At 43.4% G+C, this 17080-nt stretch carries 7 protein-coding genes; all 7 read right to left on the bottom strand.

The features are described 5' to 3' along the window. Window positions 1-2: 2 nt before the first annotated feature. Complete coding sequence (locus HMPREF0663_RS08585) at window positions 3-812, bottom strand: purine-nucleoside phosphorylase (RefSeq protein ID WP_072873644.1); 810 nt, start codon at window positions 810-812, stop codon at window positions 3-5. After that, window positions 697-1872 carry a tetraacyldisaccharide 4'-kinase gene (lpxK, locus tag HMPREF0663_RS08580; protein WP_004370045.1) on the bottom strand — a complete coding sequence of 392 codons (1176 nt, stop codon included), beginning with the start codon at window positions 1870-1872 and terminating at the stop codon, window positions 697-699. The genes HMPREF0663_RS08585 and lpxK overlap by 116 nt, the downstream gene beginning before the upstream one ends. 104 nt (window positions 1873-1976) lie before the next feature. Further along, a complete protein-coding gene (gene sppA, locus HMPREF0663_RS08575) occupies window positions 1977-3746 on the bottom strand; it encodes a signal peptide peptidase SppA (RefSeq protein WP_004370044.1) in 1770 nt (589 codons plus the stop codon). Between the two features lie 342 nt (window positions 3747-4088). Further along, the gene (locus HMPREF0663_RS08570) at window positions 4089-7871 is read right to left on the bottom strand and encodes an endo-beta-N-acetylglucosaminidase (RefSeq protein WP_004370043.1); all 3783 of its coding nucleotides are present in this window, start codon (window positions 7869-7871) and stop codon (window positions 4089-4091) included. Window positions 7872-8055: 184 nt separating this feature from the next. Next, window positions 8056-11085 (bottom strand): endo-beta-N-acetylglucosaminidase, encoded by a 3030-nt coding sequence (locus HMPREF0663_RS08565; protein ID WP_004370042.1) that lies wholly within the window; start codon window positions 11083-11085, stop codon window positions 8056-8058. A gap of 331 nt (window positions 11086-11416) precedes the next feature. Next, window positions 11417-15154, bottom strand: coding sequence for an endo-beta-N-acetylglucosaminidase (locus HMPREF0663_RS08560; RefSeq protein ID WP_004370041.1), 3738 nt, complete (start codon window positions 15152-15154; stop codon window positions 11417-11419). An 87-nt stretch (window positions 15155-15241) separates the two neighbouring features. Next, window positions 15242-17074 carry a SusD/RagB family nutrient-binding outer membrane lipoprotein gene (locus HMPREF0663_RS08555; RefSeq protein WP_004370040.1) on the bottom strand — a complete coding sequence of 611 codons (1833 nt, stop codon included), beginning with the start codon at window positions 17072-17074 and terminating at the stop codon, window positions 15242-15244. Window positions 17075-17080 lie beyond the last annotated feature (6 nt).

Raw genomic sequence — 17080 nt, 5'->3', positions numbered from 1 at the left:
ACTTACGAGCGGCTTATCATCTCGCGCATAATCGCCGTCATAAGCGGTTGAGCGCGATTGGCAGCCTGCTGTACCTCCTCATGAGATACCTCCACGGCTGCGTTTTCGATACCCAAATCGGTAATAACGCTTACGCCGAACACCTTTATACCGCAGTGGCGCGCCACGATAACCTCAGGCACAGTGCTCATGCCCACAGCATCTGCTCCCATCCGATGGTACATGCGATACTCTGAAGGCGTCTCGAAAGTGGGCCCTTGAACGCCCATATACACGCCGTGCATCACGCGGATATGCTTCTCGGCGGCTATTTTATCGGCCATAGACACAAGACCTTTGTCGTATGCCTCGTGCATATCGGGGAAACGGGGGCCTGTAGGAAAGTTCTTTCCGCGTAGAGGATGCTCCGGAAAATTGTTGATATGATCGGTGATAATCATAATATCTCCTATCTTGAAATCGGGGTTCATACCTCCTGAAGCATTGCTCACGAACAGCGTTTCTATACCTAATTCGTACATAACACGTATGGGGAAAGTTACTTCTTTCATGCTGTAACCCTCATAGTAATGAAAACGGCCTTCCATAGCCATAATGTCTTTACCTCCAAGACGGCCGAATATAAGCTTTCCGGCGTGCCCCTCGACGGTCGAAACAGGGAAGTTAGGTATATCGGAGTAAGGAAATTCGTAGCTTTCAGTTATCTCTGAAGCTAATTGTCCGAGACCTGTTCCCAGTATGATTGCCGTTTTCGGACTTGTTACCATTCTTTGTTTTAGCCAAGATGCTGTCTCTTGAATTCTTTCGTACATAGCTTATAATTTTGGAATTAAATTCTTCTTCTCTGTTTAACATGAACTTGATATCGACGGGCAAGGCATATATATTCCGCCTGACTTCATCGCTCAATCCCTCGATATGGTACAATCTTGCAGCATCTTTCTCGGTGGTAACGATGATCTTCGGTGCAGGCATCGCTGCAAACCTACTGTTAATCTGCCCTATTTCCGTTGGTGTAAAGCGATGATGATCGCCGAACGCCATCGTTACAAGATGCGTTTCAAAGGGTTTCAAATCCTGTATCATCTGCTCAGGCGATGCTATGCCCATAAGCAACAATACGTTATAGCCGCGCAAGGAGGTAAGTTCAACCTGCTTACCTCCAAAGACCGGCTGTAACGAACGGTAATCTAACGTGGTAAAAAACAATTCCTGATAAGGATAGAGGTTCATGGTTTTAGTAAGAACCCTAAACTCCATGGGGTTTAGGTCTTTCGGACATTTGGTGATGATTACTATATCGGCACGGTTCTTTGCGTTTAACGGTTCACGCAGACGGCCTGCCGGAAGCAACTTGTCGTAGATTGCAAGCCTGTGATAATCTATCAATAATATGTTTATACCGGGCTTTACGTATCGATGTTGGAACGCATCATCTAATAATATAACGCCTACCTTGCGCGTCTGTTCATCGGATGTAAGCCTGTCGATACCGCGAGTTCGTTTCTTATCCACCGCCACATATGCAGTGGGGAACTTACGTTTAATCTGGTAAGGTTCGTCGCCTATATCGCGCACCTCTGTGGTATCGGTTGCCAACACATACCCCCTGCTCCTGCGTTTATAGCCACGCGACAGCACTGCCACCTGCACCTTATCCTTCAAGAGCTTTACTAAATATTCAACATGCGGCGTTTTTCCCGTTCCTCCCACCGTAATGTTTCCTACCGAGATGATCGGGATACTGAACGAATGTTGTTTGAGAACGCCCATTTCGAACAGCAGATTGCGCAACCATACCGCCAAGCCATAGAGCCAACTCAGCGGAAGTAACCACTCTTTAATATGGATGAAATCCCCTTCTCTTCTCATCTTTCCTTCATTAGGGCGACAGTCAAAACCGGCTGCATGATGCAGTCGTGCCCCTTCACCGCCCGATACGGTTATATCGTCTTACGAATTTACGCCCGACAGGCTTACTTCATATTCAGATAGAACGGCAGCTCTGCCTGAATTGCCTCGCGCTGATTGAGCTTACGAATCAATGCAAAAGGCTCATAGAAGTCACCAAGTGTGGTGCGTAACTGTTCATCTAAGTAGCTTCCACGCGTCGCAGAAGAGAACAATTGATCAAGTATACTCGGGGCAGCAGGATACTCTGTTGTATGATATTCTTTCACCTTGGCCAGTTGTGCTGCCTTCGTAACGGCGGTAGAAAGCCCTCCAAGCTGATCGACCAGCCTATTTATCAGCGCATCTTGGCCAAGCCATACGTGTCCTTGGGCGATCTTCTCCACTTGGGGCACAGACATACGCCTACCGTCTGCCACACGTTTGCGGAACAGCTGATAGCCACGATTGACGTAAGCTGTAAGATAACCGATCTCATCGGCATTGAGCGGGCGAGCCAAAATATTACCGAAGCCGCTGTTCTTGTTGGTTTTAACCTCGTCGAACTTCACGCCTAACTTTTGTGTAACCAATCCGCTGTAGTCCGGAATGACACCAAAAATACCGATACTTCCCGTAAGTGTCGTCGGTTGAGCTACTATCCAATCGGCCACGCAGCTCATATAATAAGCTCCGGAAGCCGCATAATCGCCCATAGATATAACAACCGGCTTCTTTGTTTTGAGCTTTGCCACCTGATGCCATATCTGCTCGGAGGCATAGGCATCGCCTCCACCGGAGTTCACCCGAATGACTACGGCTTTTACATCGTCGTCATTCATCAGTTGTTCCAAGTCTTTACAGACCGTGGTAGATACTATTTGCGCACTTTGAGAGAAAAGTCCCGCCGCTGCATTCTGCACAATCGTGCCTTGTGCGAAGTATACGGCGATCTCGTCGCCCGTTTCTTTTTCCGGTACATTCGCCATGTCGGCCAGCGACAGTTGTGCTATAGCATCGTCATCGTCTATCTTGAGCATCTTTTTTACTTCTGTCTTTACGTTGTCGGCATAGATAAGACCGTCTACAAGTTTATATTTTTTCAGGTTTTCAGTACCCTCGAAAATAAGCAATCTGTCGGCATAAGCATTCAAAGAATCTACGCTTACCTTGCGACTTTGCGCCACTTCTTTGCACACATTCCGCCATGTACCGTCGATAAATGCCGTAACTTGCCGGCGATTGGCATCGCTCATGCGCTCTTCGGTATAGTATTCAGTGGCGCTCTTATAGGCACCTACCTTCACTACTTGGTAACGTATGCCGAATTTGGCAGCCACATCTTTGATGAACATGGGCTGTGCAGAAAGGCCATGCCAGTCGAGCATGCCCTGCGGATTGATAAAAATCTTGTCGGCAACCGACGATACGTAATAGGTACCTTGCGTATATGTGTCTGCATAAGTCACAATCCACTTGCCGTGTTTCTTAAAATCAAGCAGCGCATTCCGTATCTCTTGCAGCGTTGCATAGGATGTTTCGAGCAGTCCGGCCTCGATATATATGCCTTTGATGCGGTCGTTATCGCGGGCCTTACGTATGCCCGAGAGTATCTGGTCGAGCCCCAAATTGTTCAAGGTGTTACCCGTAAGCTGGCCAAGCACATTATTTTCCCCTTGTTCTTGTATCGTTCCTGCCAGATTGAGTACAAATACAGAATTCTCAGAAACGCTTTTAGTAGAACTATCGGCGGCAACCATCCCCACAAGACTCATCACACAGAGTATCGTTACCACGATGCTAAACACGAAAAGCCCCACAACTGTGGCAGTTACATACTTAAAAAATTCTTTCATATTATATAGATTGTGATTTATTCGTTTGCAAATATAATGCTTTTTATTTACAAAACGCTAATTACGTTACCATATTTTTTACATTACAGGCATAGGGAGAAGCCGAGCCGGAAGAATAAAAGAGCTGTGGCATACGGTCGTTCTATCGATACCAGACCATACTTCTACGGGCAACAGAACATATATCTATCGGCAATAGACACGCTCTATGCAGTTGCAGCCTGCACGGGCAAGAAAAAAGACCATGCCGAAGTATCAATCACCCCCAGCATGGTCATAACAAACAGTTTGTGCGGCATGCCGCTACATGCCCATTCTAAATCCTGTCAATCAACCTTATATTCACTTTTTAATAACCTTTATTGTCTTGTACGTTTTGCCGTTCTTGACGATTTGTACAAAATATACACCGTTGGCACCGTTTACGGCTACGTTTACAATTTGCCCTGCCGAAACATTGAAGTTGTTACGCTGGAGCAAGGTACCTGTAGAACCAAGTATGTTTACAGCGTAGTTTCCGCCCTCTGCAAAGCGCAAGTTGACGCTTTCAACAAACGGGTTAGGATAAACAGACAGGCCGGTTTCTGCATCTACAGAGCCGATGCCGGTAGTCTTGTCGCTGATTTCAACGATTTCGGAAACCATCTTCGTTCCTTCTCCCCAGCGGTTTTTCAGCGTTACACCAATGTTCTTCTTGCCTTGTGAGCCATACTTCACGATGGTGCTATGGTCGTTCTTCGAAACGAGAGTAGCATCTTCGAGAGTCCAATCGGCAGTGGTAATAACTTCCAAGGTGCCGGTTATGCCCGGATATCCCAATTCTTCGTTGCTGCCTTTCTGCGGTTCGTAAGAAGCGTTACCAGTTTGTTCGCCTCCACTACTTACCATGGCAACCACTTTACCGGGCTGTGTACCGGCCTTGCCAAGGCTGTTGAACGTACCGCCTTCTATCTTTTCTTCGAACGTGTAATATGCTTTCAGGCCGGTAGGCACTTCATTTTCCTTAAATCCTTTCATGGAAGAAAGTACTTCTTCCTGCGTTAATTCGTGATCCCATACCTGAACTTCGTCTATCCAACCATTGAAGCCGGCCTTATAAACACCGCCTCCACCGATGAAAATATTGGCAGGTTCGTGCCATTGAACACGAGGATCGCTCTGTCCTACATCCTTACGACGCTTCGAGTCTGTAAACACTGTTTGGGCTACTTGCTTACCATTAAGATACATGGTTTGCATGTTACCGTTATTATGGGTTACAACCAAGTGGTACCAAACGCCCGGTGTGATGCTGTAACCGGTAGACATCATGTTTTCATTCGGACTGTCGTGTGCCGTCCATCCCATGGTGTTGAACGATACTTCGTTAGCAACATGGAGCTTATCGCCTTTCCATTCCGGACGGATTTGCACCCATAAATCGCCCCAGTTGTTATGAGGCCATGCATCTCTCACCGTGTTCTTGTTGATTAGGTTCGTGCCCTGCTTGTCGTGAGAGAAACTTTCGGCCTTGAACCACAGTGCATACGAATAGTCTTTACCTTCTTGTACCTCGGCCGGTATCATAAACATATTCGGATCTTTCAGATAGAGTGCGCGCGATACTTTGCCCGTGCCGTCTTTCGAGGTATAGGTATATTTCACCTCTTCTCCTTGGTCTGCTTTCGCTTTATCTGCCGTAATGCCCGTAACTTCGGGCACTGCACCGGTCTCGAGCGGACTGATTACCACCTTTCCGCGGATAGTGGTCTGAGTTCCTTTGCTATCTGTAAACTGGAGATCGTACACACCTTCTTTATCTATCTTCGTAGTAAACTTGGTTACACCGGTAGTGCTTGCCACTACAGCGCCCGTCTGCGAGTCGAGTATCTTCCACTCCTGAGCCGGCTGTTGCAATACATCCATAAAAGATAACGTAAAGTCTTCGTTCGGTTTTATTACCTGCTTATCGCATACGACCTCACTGTTAGGCTGGTCGTAAGGAACTTCTGTCATCTCCGACCATACGATTTCGGAGCCGTGAATGCCATCGGGAGATACGGCACGCACGCCGAATTGACCTTGCCGGTTGTCTAAAGACGGCACCATAGGAGCATCTATAACGTAAGCAGCCCACGATGTAGTGGCGGTAAGCAGCTGCTCTTTTTGGCCTTTCTGCTTGAAGTAAATTTCGTAATACCACGTTCCGACTTCATCGTTATAAGTCTTTTCGCCCTTTGCTTCTTCCTTGCTGGCGTAACGAATCTTAAAATCGCAAGCATTGTAACGGCCACGCAGCACCTTAACCTCTTTGATTGCAGGCGCCTTGGTGGTACTGAATACATCGGAAGGATTACGCACCGCCATCTCTCCTACGTACATATCGTAATCTTCGGGAGCATTCTCGACAGCAATACCCAGCATGGCTATCTCATCATCAGCACCGAGTCCGAGCTCCGAAACTTTAACTTTAGCGGTTGTCCATTGGTCCTCTGCAGTTGCATTGGGCAACATATACTCCTTATATTCATTGGTCTTACCCTTTAAAGCCACAAAAAGTTTAGCATGAGTTTGCATGCCTTTCTTCAGTTTATAGACTAAAGAAAGCTCGTAATCGGGCTGTACTTTCAAAAGAGTTTTAAAGAGTTTCACACGCGAGAAGGCTGTCTTTCCATGCAAACGCAGGCAAGAACCGCCCCAATATGCCTCATCGAAGGTTAGTTCGGCCTTAACGAAATTCGCCAAATCGGCCTGTGTAACCTGATCGTTCTTATCGGTTATCCACCATCGCCATGTAGGCATGAAGTCTTGTGTATTGAGGTTGTACCACTTATGATCGAAAGCTACCTTACCTTCATTATAGAACTTCAATCCGTTACCAAGGTTGAAACGGCTCACAAACGGTACGCTTTGGATGGTCGACTTAGCCGAAAGGAAGGTTGCCAAGCCATGGAAATTCTTTAAACTTGCATTGGCAAGCGTGCAATGAGTATTGATGTCGGGCAGCAAGGCAGGGTTATGATTACCGCCGCTGAACAGGAGTTCCTGCTTCAACAAGTATGCCTTTTGGATGGCAATATCGGAGGTACCGTCGTCGGTAGCACTCTGATGGATAAGACTTTGTGCATGTGCGCCCCAGAAACCGATAGAAATAGCGTTATTCTTCAGTGCAGACCAATAGTTATTACGCAATGCCCGTCCCTGAATGTCGAAACCTGCATAATAATCATAGCTATTTCTTCCGAGTTCTTTTGCTTTGGTTACAGAGTTCTGAAGCGTACCATCTCTCCAATTATAGTTGGCAAACATCATGTCTACACTGATGTTATCTTTGTCGCCGAACATCTTTTTATTATGATCGCCTAAGCCTGCATCGAATCGAATACTACCACTTTCATTGGTCCCGTCGTACCAATGTACTTGGAATTCCCAACCTATCTTCTCTGCTTCTTTGTGGCAGGCAACAAAGAAACCGATTAACTTTTCAATGCCTGACTGACTGGTATAGAACTCTGAATTTACACCTATGGCATTCACACCATAGTATTTCATCATCTTTACAAGCTCAGCTGCATGTTTATATTTACCTTGAGTATCTGTAGCAGTCAACTGAGATAATATCTTCGTATATTCACTTCCATATGATGCTCCATTATAAATTGCTACACGTGCTGCCCAAGGTATCGATAATACACACCCCACAGTTACACCATTCTTGTGGGCCACATCAGTAAGACCTGCCGTAGATCTAATCCATGGAGATGTCCAGTTTCCATGGATATCGATATAAGACCACATGCTAAAGTTATCGCCTTCGAAACAATAACGCGGCAAAGATTTCCATTTAGTGGTAGGATCGTCGAGCGGAACCCATATACACATTTTACGATTACGGTCTACATTGGAATGTACTTGATAATCACCGTCAACAATACGTTTTAGCGGTCTGACACGCGAGATATAGAACTGATCGTCCATTTCGCTTACTCCTTCGGGGCGATCTATCGTACCACCGAGCCATTTCTCAAGATAAGTACTCAGATTACTCTCCGAGTCTTTAATGTCTAACGGGTGCGAAGGTGAACGCTGGGCAAACAAATTTGTTGCACAAAGCAGTACACCTGCCAATAATAAATGTTTTCTCATAAATTAGTAGTTTTTTGTTAATATAAGTATAATGGTTAGTAATGATTCAAATTCATGGTAAATATTTTGAAAAAAGCTGAGATTTTTTAAAAATATAATATCTATGAATGTCGCCCCGTATTGTTGCCTCTACAGGGCGACATTTATCAGCATATACGTCTGACACCATGGTCAGGCGCTAAAATTATTGCACTGTTATCTTCTGTGAACGTATTACGTTCTTATTTTGCATCTTCACTAAATAAACACCTTTAGCAAGTTTATTAGTGCGATAAGATTGCGGCGAAGTTAAATACTCAACCAGTCTTCCGTCAACAGAGAATATCCATGCTTTTTCAACATTATTGAAATTGAGAGCCTCATTCGTTACCTGAAGAGCAGAAGCTGCACCTGCAACCTCGGTAATACCTGTTGTAGTAAGTCCTTCGGGCTCTGCTGCTTCACCTTGATCATGGGTATCTGCCGGAACCGGACGTTCTGCATTATCGCCAACAATCTCTACTCCGAAGTCAATAGCAAAGCCTTTATTGAATTTTCCAATGGGTACCAAAGAGCCTGCAAACCACGCATCAGAGAAAACGATACGTAGACGACTCATGCCTTTACGAGCGTTTTGTGGTACTGTGAAGCTATGAGAAACCAGCTCTTGTACCTGTTCAGGTGAACCTGCACGTACTTTTCCAAGATGGAAGAGGCATTCTCCATGATTAGGATCTGCAGTAAGATCAGCCGGATTAAATAAGTGATCGCCGTCCAAATCGAGCCATCCTTTACCCATACAATAGCGCAAGTCATCGTGACTTCCATCTACATTATCCTTAGCTTCGTAGCCTTTAAACTTCACAGTAACAGTTTGTCCCTGCTTTACTTTTATCACCTTATCGGTTGCATCCACATAGTTTGCGCCACCAGTAGGCTGCTCTGCATGATAAATAATATCCTGTTCTGCACCTTCCGTCTTAAAATCAGTGATGTAACGTATCTTCTGTGCTACTTCTGCACCATTAGCAACCATGTCGAGTTCAACAGTTCCATAAGGGTTATCCTTTGCAACCGGAAGGTCCGACTGGTTTGCCCGATCGATCTTCGTCCACACTACAGGAGAATAAGTTTTAAGGTCTGTACTTACCGAACGCACGCCAATATAAGGTTCATCGCTTTCCTTCGGCAGCTGAATATTCCCAACATAAGCTGCCCACTGCGTTGTGCGAGCCACTTCAGACACACGACCATTTTCACCGTTCTTATAGAGAATTTCGAAATGATCAATGTTTCCTTCATCGTTATAAACCAGTCCTCCTTGCAATCCATTAGCGCCCTGTGCATCGATACCCCACGAAGCTTTAACAGAAAGCGAAGTTTTTGTCTCCTCTTTTACCTGTATAGTAAGGTCTTTTATATTAGAAGGCGTGGCCTTAACACCATCATTTATTTCAAGTTTTCCTACCAAAAGCCTGTAATTCTCGTTACAATCTTTCACACGAAGTCCTATGCGTTCGATGGCATCTGTTGCAGAAATTCCATCCAATTTGATACGCTTTTCAGTCCAATTCTTATCTGTCGTGTTACCAACAGGATATTCTTTCCACGTGCTGTTGCCAATTCTTACGATGAGATACAGGTTAGACGGGTTCGTTCCATCCTTACCACTCTTAATCGCAACATTAGCATAAATATCGCCCTGTGTACCTTTCAGCGAGGTTTTATAGAGCACAATATCGGTTGAAGTTGCCGTGCTAAAACCATTTAGCTGCAAACATGCACCACCTGTATAGGCATCGCGGTTGGTCAATTCGGGCTGAATAGCATTACTTACTGTATTAGTTCCGCTCTGAACAACGAGCCAACGATAAGTAGGAACTATATCTTGATTTGCCATATTATACCACGGTCCGGCCGTTTTCTTACCCTTATAGCTATAGCGATCACCATTCCCAAGATTGAAATAAGTAGAGAACGGCAACTTTCCTTCTATAGCAGAACGCTCGGGAATCCACGTTGCCAGACCTGCAAACTTAGATAACGGAGGAGTTGTTCCGCTCCATTCCCAGTCATTGCCACTATTACTAATGCTTGGACGAGTAAGAGGGTTGCGGTTTCCACCAGAGAAAGCACACTCCAAAAGCATCTGATAATTGCTCATACGTTCATTGGGATCGCCACCCGTATTATAGCTCCAAAAACGGCTCTCACTATGTTCTCCCCAAAGACATACACCGCATTTACGAGCATTCTCATCGGCATTCAGCCTATCCCAACTACGATTCATACTAACGATCCATACGCCTGCATACAATCCTTTAGATGTTCCAAGAAGCTGCTCTGCCATTTGCACAGAAGTACTCATAGAAGGTGTGAAGTCACTGCTGCTGTAATTCAACATCAATTCGGTAGTACGAATTCCATTCTTTCCCCAAAGTGCCTCATTATCCCATCTTGTCAAAGCATTACGGGAAGTATATAACATGATATGGAAATTATCGAATTTTTCTTGTTTAGCTATCTTATAAAGTTCTTGATGGAACTTTATAACTTCAGTATCATTAAAACCTGTTGCCTCCCAATTGTAATTTATTCCGTCCAACCCTAAGAAGCGTAGCAAATTGATAAGTGCCTGCGCATACTTGAAATTACCGTTTTCTTTCTGTGTAATAAAGTTTTTCCAATTTCCAGAGCCTTCCTGTCTACCGCCGGTCGTATCGAAGAACTTCATTCCGCTCAACATATCGGTACCGTTCTTATGTGCTGCATCGGCCCAAGAACCCGGGGCTTGGAAGAGTCCATGGTTCCATGCACCGAATAAGTTGGTATAGTTCCACATGGAAAAATTATCGCTCATGAAGTCATGAGATGGGTAACCGCCGTATGTTTTGCCCGATCCGCAGGGAATATTCATTAAAAGATCGCGCTCTGCATGGGTATCACTTACCAAACGATCGGTACGTGACATAATGTTACGTTTACGCACGTGCGAGCGTACAAATTCCAGTTCTTCATAAATTCCCCAACTTTTAAGTTCCTCGTTTGTAGGATATTTACGTCCTTTTTTTACAAGTTCGGCAAAATGATCTAAGAGTTGAGTATCTGCAAAGCTCTTGAAATCATAAACATCTTTCGATGCCGACGGTACTGTATTCAGTGTCTGTCCCTTACAAGGAGGCATCCCCATAAGATAAGTCAATACAAATACCATTAAAGTAAACTTTCTTTTCATTATTGTTTTTGTTTGTTAATAGAAGTATAATAAATAGTTTATTTAGTTTATAGGTTACTTGCCACATCTTACACTGCAGCAAGTTCACCCGTTAATTTCATCGTTTTAAGTCGAAAATGCTATTGTTTAAATTTACAACACATTGGCATTCAACTTATTAGATAGCAGGTATAATTTACTTAAATAATAGGTATAAAGCCGTTAGATAATATATCTTGTACTATTATTTACCCTGTTTCATACAAATACATCAATTTACTCCGGCCTCTTATTTAGAAGAATATGAGCCAACTATGCAACTTTTGTTCTTTGAAGAGACCGGAGAAATATTCTATTTACATATCAGTTTAACCGTACGAACAGTTTTCCCGTCTTTCACAATTCTAAGCAGATAAACTCCCGCAACAGTCACATGAACATGCACTTTTGTACCTGTAACCACATCGTGTGCAGCATTCGCAACCTGCAAACCTTGCGCCGTGTAAACCTGAACACCGTATTTACCGGCATCGGCAAACTCCACAAAGATATCTCTATCCACAGTGTAGGTACGTATTTCCGCATTTTCGGCTTGATGAATACCTGTAGCAGAAGTTACTTTGATAACTTGGAATGTACGAGAATCGCTGCCATAAGAGTTCGTAAGCGTAAGTGTTACGGCATAATCGCCAGCTGACGTGTAACTTACTTTGGACTGCCCTTGCATATCACTGCCACTGGTTTCGGTTAAAGCTCCTTTAGGCGCTTTCCATACAGGCACAGTGGTAACAGTATAAGCAGTGCCCGAAACAAACGGACATCCAGCCTGATAGTCGGGTACAGTATTAGCCAACGTGCCTTGTCCTTCATTCTCGCCAGCTTTAATTTCTACACGTGCAAGCTTCACAGACGTATCCTGCCCGTTACTGATAAAATAGTTATCGGCAGTAGCATCAGTCTCGAAATTCCACGAAGCCTTAGGGGCATCAGACAAATCAGATGTTGTCATAACCTTTTCTACCTCACTTTCGGTCAACGTACGGTCGAAGAACTTAACATCGTCTACCACTCCGTTGAGGGCAGCACAACCATGCCTACCAATACCAAGCAACATGTAAGCATTCGGCCACCATGCTGTAGTATTCTGATATACAGTACTCAAACCAGTACCTTTAATGCTTCCAAGCTCCCAATTAGTAGGAGTAGCCTGTTTGCCATTGATATAAATTCGTTCTCTAACACCGGTTCCGTTGCTCTCCATAGCAATAACAACATGAGTCCACACACCGGGTGTGAAATCTACCTGCCAATTTTGTTTATGTTCATCGCCACCTGAATTTGCATTACGAATAGTAAACTGAAGCGTTTTACCTTTACCATCATAAGTAGACCAGAAGCATCCCCAGTTATTCTGAGGCCATGATGTAAACTGATCACGCATATCCACAAACTGATTAGAGCCATCTACAATACTGTTATACTTCACCCAGAAAGCAAGAGACCATGCAGACTTGTTATTTGTGAGACCAGCATCGGTCGCCTTGAATGCAATGCCTTTTTCTTTTGTTTCGATACCACGAGAGAGCTGACCGTTGGCATGTCTGCCAGTATAAGCCATCTGTATCATATCTCCGGTATTCACATTAATAGTCTGCTCCTGTCCGTTAGCAGTGAGAGAATTAATCTGTGGGAGCGCTCCGATAGCCTCAGGTGTGATCTGAATGTATCCTGCAAAGGTCCGAGTTTGCGTAGATGTAGTTGCTCCATCATGCACTTCACCGTTGAGTTCAAGGCTATAAACTCCCGTTTTCGGTAATCCTGTTACATCAACAACAGTGCCAGTCCCGCTATATACCTTATTATGATCAGCATCGTAAATAGTCCATGTTCCCGTTGTATGACGCGGATCAACGTAAGATAGATTAAAACTTTCGTTCGGTTTTATAACATTTTTATCGATTTGAATACCATCATCATAAACATACTGTGGCGGGGTAAGCTCATCGCTCCATACAATTTCCGATTCTGTTTTCATATCCAAAGATACTGCCGATACACCTAAACGTAAGTTAAAGCTATTCTTTGTAAAATCTACAGGTATAGAATAATACATACCCGCCCACGATGTAGTAATGCCCATGAGTATAGGTTCCCCGTCTCCTTGTTTGGCATAAAGCTTGAACAACGATGTATTTACATCACTATTATAGCAAGGTTCACCCTCTGATTTGCTATTTTGCATATTAAAAATTATCTTTCCATCTACGCCAAGCTTACCGAATGCAAGCAGTTTAGCATTCTTTATAGAAGGCTTGACAGGCGTCGCAGCAGAACCGCGAACAATGGAAATCTCACCAAGGTAGAGATTTAAATCCTTTGTATCGGTAAAATGAAGAGCAATAAGCGCAAGGCTTTTACCTGCAAGGTCTGCATTCACGGTGAATTTACGCTCGGTCCATTCCGTCTCATCTGCATTCTGCTCTGTGGTTACCAAAGCGTAATGAGCTTCATTAACAGCTTGGCTTTCATTACCGTTAGTCGTAAGCACAAGATTTGCTTTCGCCTTTCCGCCCACAAGTTTATAACGAACTGTTATAACATCCCCTTGTTTCAACTCATAAGAAGTTTTAAAAAGGTGCAGATACTCATCGGATGTAGTACCATAAACACGCATGCACGAGCCACCTACGTAAGCATCATTCCAAATAAATTCGGCATCGAGTTCGCCCATAGGGATATTGGTTCGCCCCAATAATTCGTGTGCAAACCACCAGCGCCATGTAGGAAGATAATCTTGAACACCCACATTATACCAAGGTCTGTCATTCTTTCGTTCGCCTTTCCAATTAAAGAATTTACCGTTACCAAGATTAAAGTAAGTAATGAAAGGCTCTTCCTGAAGATTCCAAGAGAGTGTACTTTTGGCAGTCATAAATGAAGACATGCCCGGAAAATTATAATTATCGGCACTATAATTGAGTGTATTAATAACTTCAGGAGTATTTGCCGGATTACGTGTACCACCTGTAAACCAGCGTTCAGTACGTAACATATAGGTACGTTGTTGTGTCTCCGGATTACTGCCTTTCTCATTACGGCTCTCCCAAAACATATTTTTTTGGTGAGCGCCCCACAGACCTATCGAAATCGGATAGTTTTTCAAATGTGTCCAGTTCTGAAATTTCGGTTCTCCACCTTGCATATTGATACCTGCATAAAGATACAAAGGATCGCGTTGCATCTCCTTTGCCTTCTTTACAGATCTTTCAAGTAAACCGGAATTTGTCCAGTTATAATTAAAGAAAAGCGAGTAACAGGGATGTTCCGCAGTACCGAAATTTTTCTCATTATGACTACCTAACCCCTGATCGAATCTAATATGTCCATTATCATCGGTTCCATCATACCAAATATTTTCATAAATAGAGTTGCGTGTACGCATAATATCAGTCACCTTGATATGAAAATCACGCACATCTTTGGTTATATTTGAGTATTCCCAATATTCGGAATTATAGCCCAATCCATCCTGTCCATAATAATAAAGATAATCAGCTGCATCCTGCACATTAGTATTCTTCAAATCACGAAGATAGTTATACCAGTCTCCATTAAGATATGCATTGGGAATACTTGCCACGGATGAAACAGACACACCATTTTTGTGAGCAACATCGAGTAATGCTGCAGGGATACGTCCTAATGGAGCTGTCCAATCTCCCCACACATTGACATACTGCCACATAGAGAACACTTCGGAATCGAAAACACCATCAGGCAATGCATTTTTATTGGGATCATTGAAAGGGAGCCATGCTATAAGTCGCTTGTCATCTCCTTCTTTAAGATTTAGACGTACTTGTGTAGCCTCATTACGAAAGCGTTTCTTAGGCTTTACACGCGAGATAAAAAAGTTATCATCTTCGGTGATCTGCTTCTTATTCTTCCATGTAGAGATAGCAGCAGGTAATTTGTAAGACGAAGAATTAGACCACTTGATGTAGCTTTCTTGAAGTTCTTGTGCTGCCACATCTACTGACAACAACGAGAAACACCCAAGCATTACGATAGGCAAAGTTCTTTTTTTCATTGTTGATTGTTTAGGTAATTTAATTTTCTATAGGTAAGTCACTCCTCAAAGGAGACATACCTACTTTTATATATTATTTTGTTATTATCAGAAATTAGGTGTATTGACATCCCACCATAGACGAGTAGCCACGACATCAGGACCGTTCAATCCCTTCAAACCTGTCCTCTCTACATCCTGCAGAACGGAACCGTCTTGTGTATCGGGGAAAGGCAAACGACGAATCATATCTCCTTGCTTCAAGCTACCATCAGAATCATCTACATTAAGCACATCGAACAAGCGTGGATAACCGGTACGACGAAGGTCAACCCAAGCCTCAAAACTGTAAGGGAACCCTGCAATATATTTCTGTGTAATAATCTTCTCAAGTTTAATTTCAGGGGAGTCGTTATCGTCCCATTTTACACCTATCTTTATTGCACTTTCTATAGACTCGGTATCACCCGTAGGATCATTATAAGTAAAAGGTACAGCATGCTCGAGTTGCATATAGGAATCGATCATTGCATCATAACGACTTTTGAGGATCCCCGTACCATCATCATAATCTTTTACTTTGCTATTCGCTTCCTCCATGCTACCAGTACGAATACCTTGCTCATAGAACTCCTTGGCAGAACCGTTCATTTTCCAACCACGAACAGCCCCCTCTGCACGGAGGAAACATACTTCAGAAAGCTTCATAATATAAAGAGGAGCCTGAGCTGTGTACTTAGAATTAACCTTGCTAAATGCGATATATTGGTTAGAAGCATAATCTTGTCCCTCACCCGGATGGCTTCCAGAACGCATACCTACTACTAAACTGTCTTTTGGAGTAATCTTTCCACTCTTGACATTCTTAAAAGGATTATCATTCTTTGTAAAGAGATAATCGACATAAGGGTGTTTCATACTTTTGAGAACACCTTCGAATGAAGCTGACATACGTGTGTCTTGCCATTCATAAACACCAGAAACAGGATTAGTAAATCCAAGTACCAACGGATACAGTCCCATTTGCTGACTCTCTGTTTCGATAACACCATCAGCCACAGCAGCCTCTGCCCAACGCTGTGCCAAGTCCTTATCAACTTTCACAATATGCATTGCCATACGAAGTTTCAATGAGTTTGCAAAACGTATCCAAGTATCTATATGGGGATCACCAGTCCCCGGTCCTGTAGCTAAAAGTAACAAATTGTTATCTAAAATGGACTTAACGGCATTCTGATATTCTACAGGCTTAGTCTCAAAGTACTTCAAACATGCCGTAATGGTATCGATGTTTTCTACTACACGCATATAAATTGAACGCACATCGTCATAATCATAAGGACCTGTTTGTTTATTTGTTTTAAGATCACTATATGGGAACGGCCCATAAATATCTGCCACCTCGACTGCCGAATAGTTATAAAGAAGAAGATAAATTGCTTTCAGTTCGGGAATTGTATCTACTCCCGGATGGTTCATTAAGGGTACAGCTGCCGTTGAAACCTCCTTAAAAGAACCCATTGCACCGCCATAAGCTTTAGTATCAATAGCATAAGTTGAAGCAATATTGATCTTAGAATAAGGAAAATTGGTATGTGGAATAGCACAATATTGTGCATAATTATCTACACCTAAACTAAATTGATATTGGTAAGCATGTGTACCGGGAGTCTCTGCTTTCTTACCTCCTCGCATAGCAAATTGTGCTCCCATAGCCACACGCATAGGGTCTTCAAGTTTTTGAGCTACGCTTTGCACTTGCTCCGCAGTATATACAGTCTTATAAGGAATACTATCAACTTTGGCACGATTTGTTACTTGTTGCGTGTTTTTAGTTGTGGAATTAAATTCGTCACCGGTCATATCGTAGTCAAGACATGATTGAAACCCTATCGACAACGACAACATTGTTATGGCCAATAATATTTGATGTCTTTTCATTTTCTT

This window comes from Hoylesella oralis ATCC 33269, from assembly GCF_000185145.2.
GTDB classification, from domain to species: domain Bacteria; phylum Bacteroidota; class Bacteroidia; order Bacteroidales; family Bacteroidaceae; genus Prevotella; species Prevotella phocaeensis.
Note: the sequence above shows the minus strand (reverse complement) of the source record. Positions and strands in the feature narration are given on the sequence as shown.

Bases quoted from the DNA above. Each gene is read 5' to 3' on its own strand.
- HMPREF0663_RS08585 (WP_072873644.1), bottom strand. From the start codon at position 812: ATGTACGAAAGAATTCAAGAGACAGCATCTTGGCTAAAACAAAGAATG.
- HMPREF0663_RS08555 (WP_004370040.1), bottom strand. From the start codon at position 17,074: ATGAAAAGACATCAAATATTATTGGCCATAACAATGTTGTCGTTGTCG.
- lpxK (WP_004370045.1), bottom strand. From the start codon at position 1,872: ATGAGAAGAGAAGGGGATTTCATCCATATTAAAGAGTGGTTACTTCCG.
- HMPREF0663_RS08560 (WP_004370041.1), bottom strand. From the start codon at position 15,154: ATGAAAAAAAGAACTTTGCCTATCGTAATGCTTGGGTGTTTCTCGTTG.
- HMPREF0663_RS08570 (WP_004370043.1), bottom strand. From the start codon at position 7,871: ATGAGAAAACATTTATTATTGGCAGGTGTACTGCTTTGTGCAACAAAT.
- sppA (WP_004370044.1), bottom strand. From the start codon at position 3,746: ATGAAAGAATTTTTTAAGTATGTAACTGCCACAGTTGTGGGGCTTTTC.
- HMPREF0663_RS08565 (WP_004370042.1), bottom strand. From the start codon at position 11,085: ATGAAAAGAAAGTTTACTTTAATGGTATTTGTATTGACTTATCTTATG.